This window comes from uncultured Tateyamaria sp. (assembly GCF_947503415.1).
In the GTDB taxonomy this organism is placed as follows: Bacteria; Pseudomonadota; Alphaproteobacteria; order Rhodobacterales; family Rhodobacteraceae; genus Tateyamaria.
In genome coordinates this window covers 158,625-175,207 of the sequence record NZ_CANNDS010000001.1, presented here as the reverse complement: position 1 = coordinate 175,207, position 16,583 = coordinate 158,625, and the positions used below count along the sequence as shown (strand labels likewise).

The 16,583-nt window shown below is 60.9% G+C and carries 16 protein-coding genes; 14 read left to right on the top strand and 2 right to left on the bottom strand.

Going from position 1 to position 16,583, the window contains the following annotated elements:
- Window positions 1-2 precede the first annotated feature (2 nt).
- The gene (locus Q1A32_RS00950; protein ID WP_299648264.1) at window positions 3-896 is read right to left on the bottom strand and encodes an SGNH/GDSL hydrolase family protein; all 894 of its coding nucleotides are present in this window, start codon (window positions 894-896) and stop codon (window positions 3-5) included.
- A gap of 169 nt (window positions 897-1,065) precedes the next feature.
- On the opposite strand from Q1A32_RS00950, the gene Q1A32_RS00945 reads away from it, so the two are divergent.
- The 14 genes from Q1A32_RS00945 to ribD all read left to right on the top strand — a co-directional run bounded on the left by Q1A32_RS00945 (window position 1,066) and on the right by ribD (window position 14,569).
- On the top strand, window positions 1,066-2,319 hold the full coding sequence (locus Q1A32_RS00945) for a sarcosine oxidase subunit beta family protein (protein WP_299648261.1): 1,254 nt from the start codon (window positions 1,066-1,068) through the stop codon (window positions 2,317-2,319).
- Between the two features lie 118 nt (window positions 2,320-2,437).
- Window positions 2,438-2,701 (top strand): sarcosine oxidase subunit delta, encoded by a 264-nt coding sequence (locus Q1A32_RS00940; protein WP_299648258.1) that lies wholly within the window; start codon window positions 2,438-2,440, stop codon window positions 2,699-2,701.
- Window positions 2,698-5,631, top strand: a complete 2,934-nt coding sequence (locus Q1A32_RS00935) for a sarcosine oxidase subunit alpha family protein (RefSeq protein ID WP_299648255.1) — start codon at window positions 2,698-2,700, stop codon at window positions 5,629-5,631. Before Q1A32_RS00940 ends, Q1A32_RS00935 begins: the two co-directional genes overlap by 4 nt.
- Window positions 5,624-6,163, top strand: a complete 540-nt coding sequence (locus tag Q1A32_RS00930) for a sarcosine oxidase subunit gamma (protein WP_299648252.1) — start codon at window positions 5,624-5,626, stop codon at window positions 6,161-6,163. Before Q1A32_RS00935 ends, Q1A32_RS00930 begins: the two co-directional genes overlap by 8 nt.
- 37 nt (window positions 6,164-6,200) lie before the next feature.
- The gene (locus Q1A32_RS00925; protein ID WP_299648249.1) at window positions 6,201-6,503 is read left to right on the top strand and encodes a hypothetical protein; all 303 of its coding nucleotides are present in this window, start codon (window positions 6,201-6,203) and stop codon (window positions 6,501-6,503) included.
- A gap of 37 nt (window positions 6,504-6,540) precedes the next feature.
- Window positions 6,541-8,502 carry a DNA primase gene (gene dnaG / locus Q1A32_RS00920; protein WP_299648246.1) on the top strand — a complete coding sequence of 654 codons (1,962 nt, stop codon included), beginning with the start codon at window positions 6,541-6,543 and terminating at the stop codon, window positions 8,500-8,502.
- 129 nt (window positions 8,503-8,631) lie between these two features.
- Window positions 8,632-10,617, top strand: a complete 1,986-nt coding sequence (gene rpoD, locus Q1A32_RS00915; RefSeq protein ID WP_299610461.1) for an RNA polymerase sigma factor RpoD — start codon at window positions 8,632-8,634, stop codon at window positions 10,615-10,617.
- Between the two features lie 81 nt (window positions 10,618-10,698).
- The gene (locus Q1A32_RS00910) at window positions 10,699-10,968 is read left to right on the top strand and encodes an HlyU family transcriptional regulator (protein ID WP_299648243.1); all 270 of its coding nucleotides are present in this window, start codon (window positions 10,699-10,701) and stop codon (window positions 10,966-10,968) included.
- Between the two features lie 11 nt (window positions 10,969-10,979).
- On the top strand, window positions 10,980-11,387 hold the full coding sequence (locus Q1A32_RS00905; protein ID WP_299648240.1) for a secondary thiamine-phosphate synthase enzyme YjbQ: 408 nt from the start codon (window positions 10,980-10,982) through the stop codon (window positions 11,385-11,387).
- 69 nt (window positions 11,388-11,456) lie between these two features.
- Complete coding sequence (locus Q1A32_RS00900; protein WP_299648237.1) at window positions 11,457-11,879, top strand: hypothetical protein; 423 nt, start codon at window positions 11,457-11,459, stop codon at window positions 11,877-11,879.
- A gap of 64 nt (window positions 11,880-11,943) precedes the next feature.
- The gene (locus tag Q1A32_RS00895; RefSeq protein WP_299648235.1) at window positions 11,944-12,369 is read left to right on the top strand and encodes a hypothetical protein; all 426 of its coding nucleotides are present in this window, start codon (window positions 11,944-11,946) and stop codon (window positions 12,367-12,369) included.
- A gap of 85 nt (window positions 12,370-12,454) precedes the next feature.
- Window positions 12,455-12,883 (top strand): hypothetical protein, encoded by a 429-nt coding sequence (locus Q1A32_RS00890; protein ID WP_299648232.1) that lies wholly within the window; start codon window positions 12,455-12,457, stop codon window positions 12,881-12,883.
- A 124-nt stretch (window positions 12,884-13,007) separates the two neighbouring features.
- A complete protein-coding gene (gene nrdR / locus Q1A32_RS00885) occupies window positions 13,008-13,475 on the top strand; it encodes a transcriptional regulator NrdR (RefSeq protein ID WP_299610476.1) in 468 nt (155 codons plus the stop codon).
- Window positions 13,472-14,569, top strand: a complete 1,098-nt coding sequence (gene ribD / locus Q1A32_RS00880; protein ID WP_366141180.1) for a bifunctional diaminohydroxyphosphoribosylaminopyrimidine deaminase/5-amino-6-(5-phosphoribosylamino)uracil reductase RibD — start codon at window positions 13,472-13,474, stop codon at window positions 14,567-14,569. Before nrdR ends, ribD begins: the two co-directional genes overlap by 4 nt.
- On the opposite strand, the gene Q1A32_RS00875 is transcribed toward ribD, so the two are convergent.
- Window positions 14,566-16,578, bottom strand: a complete 2,013-nt coding sequence (locus tag Q1A32_RS00875) for a capsular polysaccharide biosynthesis protein (RefSeq protein ID WP_299648225.1) — start codon at window positions 16,576-16,578, stop codon at window positions 14,566-14,568. The two genes, ribD and Q1A32_RS00875, sit on opposite strands and share 4 nt — an antisense overlap.
- Between the last annotated feature and the right edge of the window lie 5 nt (window positions 16,579-16,583).

The following is a 16,583-nucleotide window of genomic DNA, read 5'->3' as shown; positions in this document are numbered from 1 at the left end:
GTCTAGCGCGATGCCAGGTCCGGCATCGCCGCATCGATCTGGTCATAGACCGCAGTGCAGATATCCTCCATGGCAATCATAAAAAACGTTTTCGCCGCTCTTTCGTTCGGATGGTACGGGTCTTTGACCTTGCCGGATTTCGACAGTCGAAAGTATTTCTTGTTGCCTTGGTTTGCGGCAACCGTCTCCGGCGTCGCCCCTTCGACAAAGCTGCACTGGCTACCCGTTTCCGCAAACGCGCGTCTGACATTGGCTTGCGCCTTGAGGCGCAGGTCCGTGATTTTCTTGGAATAGCTGGGCGCAGTGGTCATGAAGATGCACGGCACGCCAGTGGGCAGTTGCGCATTCATGTTCTGCACGTCTTCCAGCGCCTTGTCATAGCTGCCCGCCCATCGTTTCGCCGAATTTCCAAGGAAAGACAGCAAGATCAGCTTGGGCTCATAATACCCTGCCCGAAACATGGTCTGGAAGGCCGACATGTCTTTTTCGCAGAACTGGTAGGCATCGCCCTGACCGATCTGCTTGTACTTGTTGCCGGTTGTATTGATGAAGCCATACGTTCCCGCATTGACCTTCCACTTTGGGTCAACGTCACAAATCGCGCCCTTCGCACGGCCCATCTTGGCGGTCCATGAATGCAGGGATGTTGATCGCACCCCGATCACCGCGACCTTCATATCCGCAAGCACCTCCAGATTGGCGGCCTGTTCCGGTGTTGGCGGACAATGGCCTTTGATGTTCTCGAAAAACTCAAGGAACACCGGACCGGAGCCAAAGGGGATTTGACTGTCACCCAGGATCACGATCGAGGGGGATTGAAAATCACTGGTTTGTGCAGCCAGCGAAGCGGGAATGAGTGCGGCAAAGGCTGCCAGCAGGCGAATGAAAAATGTCATGATGCCACTCAACGCCAAAATCATGTTTCAGAACACGCAAATCACCGTGAGCCAACTATTTCGTCGCTCGCTGACCAGCCATTGTCGAAAAGTGCCACGGCAGATCGGCACCCCCTTGATACACCCGGCTGGATGGTGATGCTGATCCCATGAACAAGCGGAGGTGCGCATGCGCTTTTCTGGGCTGAAGGTCCTGAAGGAAGGGCTGACCGGGAACAAGGGATGGGGACCGCATTGGCGCAGTCCCGAGCCCAAGTCAGAATATGATATTGTCCTGATTGGTGGCGGTGGTCACGGTCTGGCAACCGCACACTATCTGGCGAAGGTCCATGGCATCACCAACGTGGCCGTGTTGGAAAAGGGCTATCTCGGCGGTGGCAACGTGGGGCGCAACACAACCATCGTGCGTGCCAACTACATGCTGCCCGGCAATTCCGAGTTCTATTCCCATTCCCTCAAGCTTTGGGAGGGGCTGGAAGAGGACCTGAACTACAACGTCATGCATTCGCAACGCGGCATCATCAATCTGGTGCACTCGGACGGGCAGCGTGATGCCTTTGTCCGCCGTGCCAATTCCATGTGCGGTTTGGGGGACGATGGCGCGATGTTCGACCGGGCCGGGGTTGAAAAGCTGCTCCCCTTCCTTGATTTCGACCAGACACGCTTTCCCATCTATGGCGGTCTCTATCACAAGCGTGGCGGCACCGCCCGCCACGACGCGGTGGCGTGGGGCTTTGCCCGGTCTGCCAGCGATCGCGGCGTTGATCTGATCCAGCAATGCGAGGTCACCGGCATCGACGTGGTGAACGGCGTTGTCAAAGGCGTGCAAACCACCAAGGGACCCATTCGCGCCAAGAAGGTAGGCATGGTAGCGGCGGGTCGGTCGTCCCAAGTGGCCGCCATGGCGGGCATGCGCCTGCCCATCGAAAGCCATGTGCTGCAGGCGTTCGTGACCGAAGGGCTGAAACCCTGCCTCGATCACGTGGTGACCTACGGCATGGGCCACTTCTATATCAGCCAGTCCGACAAGGGGGGGCTGGTCTTTGGGGGCGATCTGGACATGTATGCCAGCTATGCCGCCCGCGGGAACCTGCCGCTGGTCGAACATGTGGCTGAAGCCGCCATGACCCTGATGCCTGCCATTGGCAAGGCCAAGATGCTGCGCAGTTGGGGTGGAGTGATGGACATGTCGCCTGACGGATCGTTCATCATCGACAGGACGGACATCGATGGGCTCTTTGTCAACACAGGCTGGTGTTATGGCGGGTTCAAGGCGACGCCTGCCTCAGGGCATACGTTCGCTCATTTGCTCGCCACTGGCACGCCGCATGACACCACCGTGCGCCACCGTCTGGATCGCTTCCGCACCGGGCGCGGGATCATGGATGAAGAGGCCACCGGGTCTCAGCACAATCTGCACTAGGGATGGTTGAGATGACGGGAGCCTCACTTCTCGGTGGCGCAGCCACCTGCCAGTCAGCGGGCTGGGATTTTTTGGAAACGGGTAAGGGGTGGATCAAGCACCCTGATGGAGACGTCTGATGCGGCTGCAATGTCCGATTTGCGGAGAGCGTGACCGGCGCGAGTTTTATTATCAGGGTGCCGCTGTGATGCTGGACCGCCCTGCACCCGACGCGGGTGAGGCTGCGTGGGATGATTACCTGCATCTGCGTGAGAACCCGGCGGGCGATCTGGAGGAATTGTGGAGCCATGATGCCGGGTGCGGTGCCTGGCTAAAAGTGACGCGCAACGTGTCGAGCCACGAGATCAAGGGCGTGGTTCTGGCCAGGGAGGTCAAGCGATGAGGGTTGACGGAAAGGGTCTGATTGACCGCTCACAGCGTCTGTCCTTTCGGTTCGACGGCAACAGCTATCGCGGTTTCGCGGGTGACACACTGGCGTCTGCCTTGCTGGCCAACGACGTGCGCCACGTGGCGCGGTCATTCAAATACCACCGCCCGCGCGGCATCCTGACCGCCGGTTCCGAAGAACCGAACGCGTTGATGACGATCGGCACCGGCGCGGCGACCGACCCGAACGTCCGTGCCACGGTGCAGGAGCTTTATGATGGATTGGAAGCACGCAGCCAGAACGCGTGGCCGTCGCTTGCTTTTGACGTGATGAGCATCAATGACCTGGCCGCGCCCTTCCTGGGGGCCGGGTTCTACTACAAGACCTTCATGTGGCCGCGTGCGTTTTGGGAAAAGCTTTATGAGCCAATCATCCGGCGTGCCGCAGGCCTTGGTGCGCTCAGCGGTCAGAAGGACGCGGATCATTACGAAAAGGCCTATGCCTTCTGTGACGTGCTGGTGATCGGTGCCGGACCTGCGGGGCTCATGGCTGCGTGGACGGCGGCCCAATCCGGCGCGCAGGTGATCCTCGCAGACGAAGACAGCGTGATGGGCGGACGCCTGAACGCAGAAACCCTGCAGGTGGATGGTCAACCCGGTGCGGCCTGGGCGGCGGATATGGTGGGCAAGCTGTCTGCCATGGACAATGTCCGTCTGATGCCGCGCACGACGGTGACAGGCGCACATGATGGTGGCACCTTTGGTGCGCTTGAACGGGTGTCGCATCATGTCGAAAAAATCCCGCGCGGCGGCGTGAAAGAGACGTTCTGGCGCATCGCTGCCAAGCGCTCAATCCTCGCCGCAGGCGCTATCGAACGTCACATCGCCTTCCAGAACAACGACCGCCCCGGCATCATGGGGGCGGGGGCCGTGCGCGCCTATCTCAACCGGTTCGGCGTCAGCCCGGGCAAGGCCGTGACCGTCTTTGGCAACAATGACGACGCGCATCGCACGGCGATGGACATGCAGGAGGCAGGCGTGCACATCGCCGCCGTCATTGACAGCCGGGCAGATGCCAAGGCGCTGGGTGACTACCGCTTGATGCGGGGCGCAATGGTGTCGGGCAGCGAAGGGCGCAAGGGTCTGGAAGCCATCACCGTGCAGACCGGTTCCGGCACTGACAAGATCGCCACCGATTGTCTGGCCGTCTCGGGCGGCTGGAACCCGACTGTACACATGACCTGCCATATGAACGGCAGGCCCACATGGGATGCCGATCTTGCCAGTTTTGTCCCGACACCCGGTTCCATTCCGGGCATGGAGACGGCGGGGGCGTGCAACGGGTCATTCTCGACCGGTGCTTGTCTGGCCGAAGGTGTCGCCGCGGCCAGGGTCAGCCTTGATGCGTTGGGTATAACAGCCGCAGACATCGAGGTGCCGCAGGCAGACGACGCACCCTATGCCGTTGAACCGCTCTGGGCCGTGCCCGGCAAGGGGCGTGCGTGGCTCGATTTCCAGAACGATGTGAGCGTGAAGGACATCAAGCAAGCGGCACAGGAAAACTTCACCTCGGTCGAGCATATGAAGCGCTACACTACGCAAGGCATGGCGACGGACCAAGGCAAGAACTCCAACGTCACGGCGCTGGCCTTGCTCGCGGATGCGACCGGGCGGGCCATTCCCGAAACGGGCACCACTACATTCCGCCCACCCTACAGCCCCGTGGCTCTGGCCGCCTTGGGCGCAGGCGCACAGGGCATCGGATTTGCGCCAGAACGCAAGACCACCAGCCACGCGGCCACCATCGCCGCAGGCGCGCCGATGATCGAGGCGGGGCTGTGGTATCGCCCCTCCTACTTCCCGCTGCCGAACGAAAAGACATGGCGCCAGTCCTGCGATCGCGAGATCGGCTGGGTCCGTGACGCCGTGGGCATCTGTGACGTCAGCACCTTGGGCAAGATCGACATCCAAGGCCCGGATGCGGCCAAGCTGCTGGATTTCGTCTACACCAACATGTTCTCGACCCTGAAAGAGAACCGCGTGCGCTACGGCCTCATGCTGCGCGAAGACGGGCATGTCATGGATGACGGCACCACCGCGCGGCTGGGTCCGAACCACTATGTGATGACCACGACCACCGCCGCAGCCGGTCAGGTCATGCGGCATCTGGAGTTTGTCACCCAAGCCCTGCACCCCAATTGGGATGTGCGGATCATGTCCGTGACCGAACAATGGGCGCAGTTCGCCGTGGCCGGGCCGAAATCGCGCGAGTTGCTGAACGGACTGCTCGACGACCCCATCGACAACGACACATGGCCGTTCATGGCCTGTGGCCCGGTGGATGTCCAAGGGGTCAAGGGGCGGCTCTTCCGTATCTCCTTCTCGGGCGAACACGCCTATGAGATCGCCGTGCCCGCACGCTTCGGTGACAGCCTGTTCCGTGTGCTTGTCGCCCGCGCAGAGGCACTGGGCGGCGGCGCTTACGGGATGGAGGCGCTGAACGTTTTGCGCATCGAAAAGGGGTTCATCACACACGCCGAAATCCATGGCCGCGTCACGGCACAGGACATCGGGATGAAGCGGATGTTGTCGAAGAAGAAAGACTTCATCGGCGCCACTATGGCCCAAAGGCCCGGTCTGACCGAAGACGGGCGCGAACAACTCGTGGGCATGAAGCCCGTCGGTCCGATCAAGCAACTGACCGCAGGCGCACACATCTACTCGGATGGCGAAGACCCCGTCGCAAAGCACGATCAGGGCTATGTCACCTCCGTGGGCTTCTCGCCCACGCTCGGGCACTACCTTGGCCTCGGCTTTGTCCGCGACGGGCTGTCCCGCCACGGCGAGGTGTTGAATATGGTCGATCACGTGCGTGGTATCCAGACCCGGGTGGAACTGTGCGACCCGGTGGTCTTTGACAAGGAAGGGGAACGGACCCGTGGCTGAACTGATCGCGAAAACCCCGCTGGACGATATGGCGCCCCTGACCATCGGCACCTGCACTGTGAACGAAGTGGACCTTGGCACGCTGACATCCATCGCGCCCTATGCCGGGACCAAGATTGCGGACCCGTTCAAGGCGGCGCACGGCATGGCATGGCCCGGCCCGAACCGCGCGACAGGCAAGGACGGCGCACGCGCCATCTGGTTCGGGCGCGACATGGTTCTGCTCGCCGGACCTGAGCCAGATGCAACGCTGGCCAAACTTGCCGCCGTGACGGATCAGACCGACGCTTGGACGGCTGTCACCCTCGCAGGGCAGGGAGCAGAGGACGTGCTGGCCCGCCTCATCCCCCTCGATCTGAGTGCCACACAGTTCAAACGTGGACACACCGCCCGTACGCAGATCCAGCACATGTCAGGATCCGTCACGCGCATTGGCACCGACACCTTCCTGCTCATGGTCTTCCGCTCCATGGCGGGAACCCTGCTTCACGATCTGGAAAGGACCATGGCAAGCGTCGCATCACGCGGGTAAAACAGTTCAAATCGATTCCCGTGTGTTGGAGCCACCCATGATCCGTCTTGCCATTGCCGCCGCGCTGACTCTGGCCGCTGTCCCTGCTGCAGCCCAAGAAACCAAGGAAGAAAGCTGTGCCCTGCAGGCCGAGGTCGTGGCTGCCGTCCAGCAGGCGCGCCTTGACCGGGTCAACGAACGCGAAGTGACGGATCATATCCTCGCCCAAGACCCCACATGGCCCGAGAAATACAACAACGCGATCCCATTGATCGCCCCGTGGGTTTACGAGCAGAAGCGCCGCGTGATCCGGAACGAGGATTTATCGGCCGCATGGTCCGAGCTTTGCTTGCAGCAGTGACTCGACTCCCGGGCACACAAACCCAATATTATAGGGCATGAGCCTGCCCCCCGGATTTCTGGACGAATTGCGCACCCGCCTGAGCCTTGGCCAGGTTGTCGGGCGCAAGGTCATGTGGGACGCGCGCAAATCCAATCAGGGCAAGGGCGACCTGTGGGCCCCTTGCCCCTTCCACCACGAAAAGACGGCCAGCTTTCACGTCGATGATCGCAAGGGCTACTATTATTGCTTTGGCTGCCACGCCAAGGGCGACGCCATCAGCTTCGTGCGCGAAACGGAAAATGTGGGCTTCATGGAGGCCGTCGAAATCCTCGCCGGTGAGGCTGGGATGCCGATGCCCGAGCGCGACCCCCGCGCGCAGGAAAAAGCCGACAATCGGACCCAATTGGCCGATGTCATGGAAATGGCCATCCAACACTTCCGCCTGCAACTCAAGACTGGGGCGGCCGGCCCTGCGCGCGACTACCTTGAACGGCGCGGGCTGGACCCCGCAGCACAGGACCGCTGGGAAATCGGCTTTGCCCCCGACGCGTGGCAGGGGCTGTGGGACGCGCTGAAAGGCAAGGGGGTCGAGGATGAGTTGATCCTTGGCGCGGGCCTTGCCAAGCCGTCGCAAAAAGGTGGCAAGCCCTATGACACGTTCCGGGGGCGCATTATGTTCCCGATCCGCGATGCGCGGGGGCGCTGTACCGCCTTTGGCGGGCGCGCGATGGACCCGAACGACAACGCCAAATACCTGAACTCGCCGGAGACGGAACTGTTCGACAAGGGCCGCAGCCTCTACAACCACGGCCCCGCACGCACGGCGGCGGGCAAGGGCCAGCCCCTGATTGTGGCGGAAGGGTACATGGACGTGATTGCGCTGGCCGAACACGGCTTTGGCGCGTCCGTGGCCCCATTGGGCACTGCTGTCACCGAACACCAACTTGCCATGCTCTGGCGCATCGCGGACGAACCTATCATTGCGCTTGATGGGGACAAGGCGGGCCTGCGCGCCGCCATGCGCCTGATTGATCTCGCACTTCCCGCGCTTGAGGCGGGCAAATCCCTGCGATTTGCGCTGATGCCCGAGGGGCAGGACCCTGACGATCTGCTTAAGGCGCAAGGGGCGGGGGCGCTGCAAAAGCTGCTCGATGACGCGATGCCCATGGTCCAACTGCTCTGGCAGCGCGAGACGGAAGGCAAAAGCTTCGACAGCCCCGAACGCAAGGCAGCACTCGACAAGGCGCTGCGGGAGAAAATCAAGCTGATCCAGGACCCGTCGATCCGCCAGCACTACGGTCAGGCGATCAAGGACATGCGCTGGGACCTGTTTCGCCCCAAACGCAGTGGCGGCAGCACCGGCCAGAAACGGGACTGGAAACCCGGTCGCGGCTGGCAGGCTCCCCCGGTGCCGATGCCCAGCACTAAGAGCTCCGCACTGGCTGCGGGAGGGGCGCAGGTCACGGACCACCTGCGCGAAACAGTGATCCTTGTTGCACTTATCTGCACGCCTGAAGTGGCCGAAGAGTTCGAAAGCGGGCTCGAGGGTTTGCCCTGCAAGGATCCAGACCATGCCGTATTGCGCGACCTGATTCTGCGCCACGGACATGAAGGTCCGGAGGTGTTGCGCGAAAACATTTTCGCCGCACTTGGTCCGGATACCCTTGATAACCTGCTCTCATCGCGCCATGTGGCAATTGTCCCGTGTATCCGCACCCCCGGCGATGCTGACATGGCCCGCATGACCGTGGCCGAAGAGCTCGCAAAACTCAGCGCGGCAAAGGGACTGAATGCCGAGATCGCGGATGCGGTGCAGGACCTGGAGGGTGTGGCAGATGAAGGCGTGACATGGCGCCTTGCCCAAGCGGCTGAAGCCGCAGTTCAGGCGACGCGCAGCGGGAAAGAGGATGATTCTGAATATGACACCGGCGACAACGGTGCCCGAATCAGTCGCAGTGAAAGGGATGCTTTTGCTGCCTTGATGGATCAGATCAGCTTCTCTAAACGCCGTAACTGATGCGAATTGGTCTCAAAATATAAAGAAAATGCACGTAGATGGGTGGCCGAATCACCTAAAGCACTAAATGTTTCTGGCAGCGATTCGGGCAAACGAATCGCCAAGGAGCCCCGATTGAAGGAGCCCAGTATGGCCGCGAAAGACACAAACGAAGACGCGAAGACCGAAGATCAGGACAGCGCCCACTCGCTCGACATGAGCCAGGCTGCCGTCAAAAAGATGATCTCGGAGGCCCGTGAAAAGGGCTACATCACCTACGACCAGCTGAATACCGTGCTGCCACCCGATCAGGTCAGCTCGGAACAGATCGAAGATGTGATGTCGATGCTGTCTGAAATGGGCATCAATATCATCGAGGATGAAGAGGCCGAGGACGAAGAGCAAAAAGGCTCGACCGAGGTCACGACCACCGAAGGCACCCGCGATCTGACGCTGGGCGCCACGGGTCAGGAAAAGCTCGACCGAACAGACGATCCCGTGCGGATGTATTTGCGCGAAATGGGCAGCGTCGAATTGCTGAGCCGCGAGGGCGAGATCGCCATCGCCAAGCGCATCGAAGCTGGCCGCAATACGATGATCGCAGGGCTGTGCGAAAGCCCACTGACCTTTCAGGCGATCACCATCTGGCGCGACGAACTTCTGAGCGAAGAAATCTTGCTGCGCGATGTCATCGACCTCGAAGCCACATTCGGCAATCAAATGGGTGAGGACGGCGAAGAGGTGTCAGAGCCTGTCGTCGATACCGCCGCCAAGACCGAGGAAAAGGAAGAGGCCAGCCCCGAACTGGACGCCGACGGCAATCCGATCGCCAAGGATGACGACGACGATGAGGACGAACAGGCCAATATGTCGCTTGCCGCGATGGAGGCCGCGCTCAAGCCTCAGGTGCTCGAAGCGCTTGAGGTCATCGCTCACGACTATTCGCTTCTGTCCGAAATGCAGGACAGCCGGATTTCGGCCACCCTGAACGAGGACGGCTCGTTCAGCAAAGGCGACGAAGAAACCTACCAGAAACTCCGGGCCGAGATTGTGCTGCTTGTCAACGAACTGCACCTGCACAACAACCGGATCGAAGCGCTGATCGACCAGCTTTACGGCATCAACCGCCGCATCATGCAGATCGACTCTGCCATCGTGAAACTGGCCGATCAGGCGCGCATCAACCGGAAGGAGTTCGTGGACTCCTACCGTGGCCGTGAGCTTGACCCCAACTGGCTCGAAGAGATGGGCGAAAAGCAGGGCCGTGGCTGGCAGATGTTCATTGAACGCTCTGCCGAGAAGGTCGAAGAACTGCGCGCCGACATGGCGCAAGTGGGCCAATACGTCGGCCTCGACATCTCTGAATTCCGCCGCATCGTGCAGCAGGTTCAGAAGGGCGAAAAAGAAGCACGGCAGGCCAAGAAAGAGATGGTCGAAGCCAACCTGCGCCTCGTGATCTCGATCGCCAAGAAATACACCAACCGCGGCCTGCAATTCCTCGACCTCATTCAGGAAGGGAACATTGGCCTTATGAAGGCGGTCGACAAGTTCGAATACCGCCGCGGCTACAAGTTCTCGACCTACGCGACATGGTGGATCCGTCAGGCGATCACCCGGTCCATCGCGGATCAGGCCCGCACCATCCGTATCCCCGTGCACATGATCGAAACGATCAACAAACTGGTCCGTACGGGCCGGCAGATGCTGCACGAGATCGGACGCGAACCCACGCCCGAGGAACTGGCTGAAAAGCTGCAAATGCCGCTTGAGAAAGTGCGCAAGGTGATGAAAATCGCCAAGGAGCCGATCAGCCTTGAAACCCCCATCGGGGACGAGGAAGACAGCCAGCTTGGCGATTTCATCGAGGACAAGAATGCCGTGCTGCCACTCGACAGCGCCATTCAGGAAAACCTCAAGGAAACCACGACACGGGTTCTGGCCTCGCTTACGCCACGCGAAGAACGCGTGCTGCGCATGCGCTTCGGCATTGGCATGAACACGGACCACACGCTCGAAGAGGTGGGCCAGCAGTTCAGCGTTACACGCGAACGGATCCGCCAGATCGAAGCCAAGGCGCTGCGCAAGCTCAAGCACCCGAGCCGCAGCCGCAAACTGCGCAGCTTCCTCGATCAGTAAACACCAAAACGCTGGGGACGGTGGCATAGCGCCATCGTCCTTCGCCCACGTCCCCCAACAGAACAGACAAGGAGACAGCCCATGTCACTCTTGAAAAAACTGTTTGGAGGCGGCGCACCACCTGAAGCCAAAGGTGAAATTTACAAAGACTTCCGCATCATCCCGACCTTGCAAAAGGAATCCGATGGCTACCGCATCTGTGCCCGGATCGAAAAGGATGTGAACGACGAGACCAAGACGCATACCCTGATCCGGGCTGACACGATCGCCTCGCACGACGATGCCCTTGCAGCCACCATCGCCAAGGCCAAGCAGGTGATTGACGAACAGGGCGACGGGATATTCCGCTAGCGGCCTCGTCGATGCAGACCACGTTCCACATCCAGACACGCGGGCCGGGCCTCTATGAATGCACCCATGATGTAGCGCAATGGACAACGGGAACCGGGCTGCTTACGCTTTTCGTCCAACACACCTCCTGCTCGCTGCTGATCCAGGAAAACGCGGACCCAGAGGTTCGGACGGACCTGCAAAACTTCTTTGCCCGCCTCGTTCCACCTACCACTGATCATTCCATGTCCTATCTGACCCACACCTACGAAGGGCCAGATGACATGCCTGCGCATATCAAAGCCGCGATGTTACCAACCAGCCTGCAAATACCCGTCCAGAACGGGCAACTACAGCTTGGCAGTTGGCAAGGTATCTATTTGTTCGAGCATCGCGATGCGCCGCATCACCGCCGGGTCGTGGCCCATTTCAGCACCTGACGCGCAAAGGTGATTTTGCAAAAGGCGTGATCCGGGCTAAGTTCGCGCATCTGTAAAGGCGAAACCCTTATGAGCTTCCGCAGCCTTATAATTGTTCTAGTCATTCTGTTGCCGACAACACTGGCGGCACAGCGCTTTTTCTACAAAGAGCTGGTGATCATCCCGGTTCGCCCCATCGACAAGTACACGTTCGAAGCTGTGGAAAACGATGGCGCGGGGGGCACCCAGATCTGGTGCGCGGCAGGCAAGTTCACGCGCGATTACCTTCGTCAACGCGGCGGCGATATCACGGTGCTCACGCCGCGGGCTGCGTCCAACACCTTTCCCGGCCGCAAGAGCGTCATCTTCACCACGAATGCAGCCGACACATCGGTCCGGTCGACCTTACAAGGTGTGCGGCAGGAAGGCCAGACCTTCAGCATGGCGCACGCTTATGCGTTGTGCAGATCCCGGTTTGATCTCTACGTCAAAGTGCGGGTTATCGCGCCGTAGGTGCGGCAATCAGCGCCTTGGGTTTCGTGCGCCGCCTCCTATCTGGATAGCAAAGGAGATGTCTATGACGCGCATGTTCCCTGTCATTTTGGCTCTGGCCGTAACCTTACCAACGCTCGCAGCAGCGCAGCAGGAAATACGCCGTGACAGGTTTCAGATCCCGATCTTTGGCATTGATGCCAACACGTTCGAAGTGATCGAGAACGACGGGGCAGGCGGGTCGGACCTGTGGTGCGCTGCCGGTATCTATGTGCGCACCAGACTGGGGCAGCGGGGCGGTGACATCACCGTTCTAACGCCACGCGGACCGTCGCAATCGGTTCCCGGACGGCGTAGCGTGATCTTCACCACAGCGCCGGTCGAGGGGGCCATTTCCTCCTACTCGCAAGGCATTCGGCAAGCAGGAAAACGGTTCAGCATGGCCCATGCCTATGCTTTGTGCCGAGGGGTACCCAACCTGCGCATCAGCATCCGCGACAACCGCCTGTAGGCTTGGCGTAGAGCCGAGCAAAGCTGCCAAGTTGATTTCCCTTTCGGATGCGACATGTCCATGATGACGTATAAGGACGCCATTCATGTATAAAGCCGCCGCTCTCACCATTCTAGTTACGCTGCCGACACTTGGCGCAGCACAGGATACCGCGCGGCGGGAACGGTTCACGCTGCCGGTCAACCAGATCGATGATACCTCGTTCGAGGTGATCGAGGCGGACGGTGCCGGTGGTACGCAGGTCTGGTGCGCTGCCGGTATCTATGTGCGAAACGTTCTGGGTCTACGAGACGGCAACCTCTACATCGAAATCGGGCGGGGGGATGCAACCACGGCACCGGGGAGCAAAGGCATCGTGTTCAGTACCGAACCGGTCGATGGCGCGTTCTCTTCGGTCAGCCAAGGGGTGCGCCGCGCGGGTCAGGTGTTTTCAATGGCCCACGCCTACTCTCTGTGCCGCAATTTGCCCTTCCTGCGCGTGCGTACATCCGAAAATCAATTGGTCCGGCGGTGACACTGACACCGCTCATCTAGCGGTGTCATTTCCCCTCTACCCAAAACCTTGACAACCTCCTATAGTCTCGTGGAACGGGAGAAAACTCCCACTACAGGCGGGACAAATACGAAGGGGATGGGCGATGCGCTGTCCGTTTTGCGGGAATATCGACACACAAGTTAAAGACAGCCGACCGGCCGAGGATCACGTTTCGATCCGCAGGCGGAGGTTCTGTCCGGCTTGCGGCGGGCGGTTCACAACCTACGAACGCGTGCAGTTGCGCGACCTTGTGGTCATCAAGTCGACGGGCAAGCGTGAGGACTTCGACCGGGACAAGCTCGAGCGCTCCATTCGCATTTCGATGCAGAAGCGCCCCATTGATCCCGAACGTATTGATCAGATGATCTCGGGCATTGTGCGGCGGCTAGAATCCATGGGTGAGACGGACATCCAGTCAGCCCAGATCGGTGAGATCGTGATGGAAGCCCTGAACCGCATCGATACGGTTGCCTATGTCCGTTTTGCGAGCGTTTACAAAAACTTCCAGGCGGCCGATGACTTCGACAAGTTCGTGGCAGAGCTGCGGCCAGACACCCCTTCGGACGAGTGAGCGCAGCGGAGGACATCCGCTTCATGTCATTGGCGCTGGCCCTCGGGCGGCGCGGTCAGGGGCGCACAGCCCCAAACCCTGCTGTGGGCTGCGTGATCGTCAAGGACGGGCGCATCTTGGGCCGTGGCTGGACCCAGCCTAGCGGTCGGCCTCATGCCGAAACCGAAGCACTTGCGCAGGCTGGACGCGCAGCACGCGGTGCCACCGCCTATGTCACGCTTGAACCATGCGCCCATCATGGCAAGACGCCGCCCTGCGCCGAAGCGTTTGTGGCCGCAGGCATCAAACGCGCCGTGATCGCTATGCAGGACAGCGACGGGCGCGTGAACGGCCAAGGCATCGCAATCCTGCAAGACGCTGGCATCGCCGTCACCACCGGAATTTGTGAGACGCAAGCCGAAGAGGATCACCTCGGTTTCACCCTGCGCACCGAACAGGGCCGACCGTTTGTTACTCTCAAACTCGCCAGCAGTTTTGACGGGCGTATTGCAACCGGCACAGGCGAAAGCCAATGGATCACGGGGGCGGACGCCCGGCGCCACGTCCATGCCATGCGTGCACGCCATGACGCGGTGATGGTGGGCGGTGGCACAGCCCGGCACGACGATCCGTCGCTCACGGTACGCGGCATGGGAGACATGCCACAGCCGGCCCGCGTCGTGGTTTCGCGCAGGCTTGATCTGCCACTGATGTCCAAGATCGCGCTGACAGCACGCGACGTGCCGGTGATCCTGTGCCACGGGCGCGACGCGGATCCGATGCTGCAAAATACATGGCGCGATCTGGGCGCGACGCTTCTATCGTGCCAAACCTCTGGCAGCCAGTTGGACGCGCGGGATGTGTTGCAACAACTGGGCAGCCACGGCCTGACCCGCGTTTTCTGCGAGGGGGGCGGGGCGCTCGCGGCCTCCCTGATCGAGGCGGACCTGGTCGATCAGCTGGTTGGCTTTACCGCCGGGCTTGTCATCGGTGCCGAAGGGCTGCCGAGCATCGGCGCACTTGGGCTCGGATCACTCAATGCGGCACAACGGTTTGCGCTCAAATCCGTTGCCCGCTCGGGCAATGACGTTTGCCACATCTGGACCCGCACCTAACGCCACCAATGGGCGCGGCTGGCCAGCAAGCCTTGTATCTTCGATAGAGTTCGATTGGCAAAACCGGGGCGGGGGACATCGCCTTGTCTCAAACGCTCCACCACCACCTCGACCGGGCAGGCCGTCCCGGTGACGGGGTCAAAATAGCGAGGATAATCAATCAGCGTCGCGTGCACCAATCCAGCTAGCGGCACATCCTCGCGACGTCGCGGCGGCACATTTCCAAGGTCTTCGGTCAACCCCCAGCCCGCGTAAAACGGGGCACCGGTCGTGACCACATGAACCCCGCGCAAAAGTGCCTCGAACCCGGACAGCGAAGTCATCGTCCACAGTTCATTCACCTGACTAAGCAACGCAACGATGTCCGTTCCATCCGCCACAACATCAGCCAGATCGGACGCGTCAAACGCCCCATCCCGCAGTCCCGCTTCCACATCCGGATGCGGTTTGTAGATCAGTACATCGTCTGGTCGCGCTGCCCGCGCTGCCTCCAGCAGCGCCCGGTTTGTGCATATATCGCCCGCACCAAGTCGGATCGACGCATCATCCTCAACCTGGCCCACAACCAACCCCCGCCGACCCGAAGGCACATCCGGGGCATCGCCCGACAGGTTGTACTTGCTCAGCCCCGCCTCGGTCAGCGACCGGATCAACCGTTCCACTCGGAGAGTCTGATCGGGACGCAGCGTCCGGCGTGATCGGATCAGGTGTTCCAATCGGCTTGGGCGCGCAGGATCGTAGTAGATACCCAGATCATCTGTCACCAGCGATAGGGGCGGGATCAATTCTGCCCCCAAGCCCCGTGATCGCAAAAAGCCGTCCTCGACCCGCACGGCATCCTCGTGCCCAACATCGGCCTTCCCGGCCCAGACCATCCACGGTCGGCCCAGCATGCGGGCACGGGCGGGATCTTCTTCGAACCGCATGGGCTTGAAGCGACCAAACACCTGCTGCAAAGGCTTGCGTTTCCACAAGCGCATCCCGCTTGCGACCCAACCGCGATGATCGGCACGCCATGCACGCGTTTCAGCGGCCAACACCTCGATCACGGTGGGCAGGTCACACAGCGCATCGCGGTGCGGATCGTACCATGTGGGGTAGAGGATCATGGCCCCCGCAAAAAGCTGCGCACGGGTCAGCGATCGCTGGCGGCGCTGCACGGGAAATTCGTCCTGCGTCAGGCCCCACCCGGCGTAGAAGGGCTGCCCGAACACGCGGGGCTTGTGGCCCGCAATAATGGCCTCGAACCCCAAACCGGAGGACACGGTATAGACGGCCACGGCCCCCTCCATCAGGGTCCACGGGCTGACCGCATCAGTGTGGAGCAATACTCGGTCGGTGCAATCATCGGGTCCAAAATACCCTTCGCGAAACCCTTGCACCGTCTCGGGATGAGACTTGATCAGAATGCGCGCGCCGGGATGTTCGTCCTGCGCCACAAACAGCATTTCCAGAAACCGGTTCCGGTCGGCGCCAGAGGCCGTCACAGAGGCGTCGCCTTGCGTCTGATCGATGACCAGAACATAGCCGGGGTCAGGCACGCTCGCCTCAGGATCAAAGCCTGTGTACTTGCTGAGATGCGCCTCCTGCATCCGGGCCATGGCCCCGCGCGCAGAGTTCAGTATGGCGGTGTCATCCAAGGGATCGTTGGCCAGCAACTCCTCCAGATCGGATGGGGTTGAGGGATCAAAATGCACCCCCTTGTGGTCGATCAAAAGACCCAGCGGCGGACTGCCCGTGCGGCCCGGCAGGACAGATCGCAGAAACGCATCCTCGACCCGGACGACGCTGGCATCTCGCCTGCTTGCCACGGCTTCGCCTCGGTGTGCGGTCGGCGAATTGCCCCAAACACCCACCAACCCATCTGGATCGGGCAGGCCGATAGACACATCGTAGCCCGCCAGCTCAACGATACGTCGCACACGGCCACGGGCCAAGAATCCGCCGTTATAAACGTAAAGCCGCCGGGCCTTTTCGGGTCCGGCGGCTGGATCGTATTGCGCGCTCATGGGCG

Coding starts and splice junctions, on each gene's coding strand:
- Q1A32_RS00925 (WP_299648249.1), top strand. CDS start 6,201: ATGATCCGTCTTGCCATTGCCGCCGCGCTGACTCTGGCCGCTGTCCCT.
- Q1A32_RS00900 (WP_299648237.1), top strand. CDS start 11,457: ATGAGCTTCCGCAGCCTTATAATTGTTCTAGTCATTCTGTTGCCGACA.
- Q1A32_RS00890 (WP_299648232.1), top strand. CDS start 12,455: ATGTATAAAGCCGCCGCTCTCACCATTCTAGTTACGCTGCCGACACTT.
- Q1A32_RS00935 (WP_299648255.1), top strand. CDS start 2,698: ATGAGGGTTGACGGAAAGGGTCTGATTGACCGCTCACAGCGTCTGTCC.
- Q1A32_RS00895 (WP_299648235.1), top strand. CDS start 11,944: ATGACGCGCATGTTCCCTGTCATTTTGGCTCTGGCCGTAACCTTACCA.
- Q1A32_RS00945 (WP_299648261.1), top strand. CDS start 1,066: ATGCGCTTTTCTGGGCTGAAGGTCCTGAAGGAAGGGCTGACCGGGAAC.
- dnaG (WP_299648246.1), top strand. CDS start 6,541: ATGAGCCTGCCCCCCGGATTTCTGGACGAATTGCGCACCCGCCTGAGC.
- Q1A32_RS00875 (WP_299648225.1), bottom strand. CDS start 16,578: ATGAGCGCGCAATACGATCCAGCCGCCGGACCCGAAAAGGCCCGGCGG.
- Q1A32_RS00910 (WP_299648243.1), top strand. CDS start 10,699: ATGTCACTCTTGAAAAAACTGTTTGGAGGCGGCGCACCACCTGAAGCC.
- nrdR (WP_299610476.1), top strand. CDS start 13,008: ATGCGCTGTCCGTTTTGCGGGAATATCGACACACAAGTTAAAGACAGC.
- Q1A32_RS00905 (WP_299648240.1), top strand. CDS start 10,980: ATGCAGACCACGTTCCACATCCAGACACGCGGGCCGGGCCTCTATGAA.
- Q1A32_RS00950 (WP_299648264.1), bottom strand. CDS start 896: ATGACATTTTTCATTCGCCTGCTGGCAGCCTTTGCCGCACTCATTCCC.
- Q1A32_RS00940 (WP_299648258.1), top strand. CDS start 2,438: ATGCGGCTGCAATGTCCGATTTGCGGAGAGCGTGACCGGCGCGAGTTT.
- rpoD (WP_299610461.1), top strand. CDS start 8,632: ATGGCCGCGAAAGACACAAACGAAGACGCGAAGACCGAAGATCAGGAC.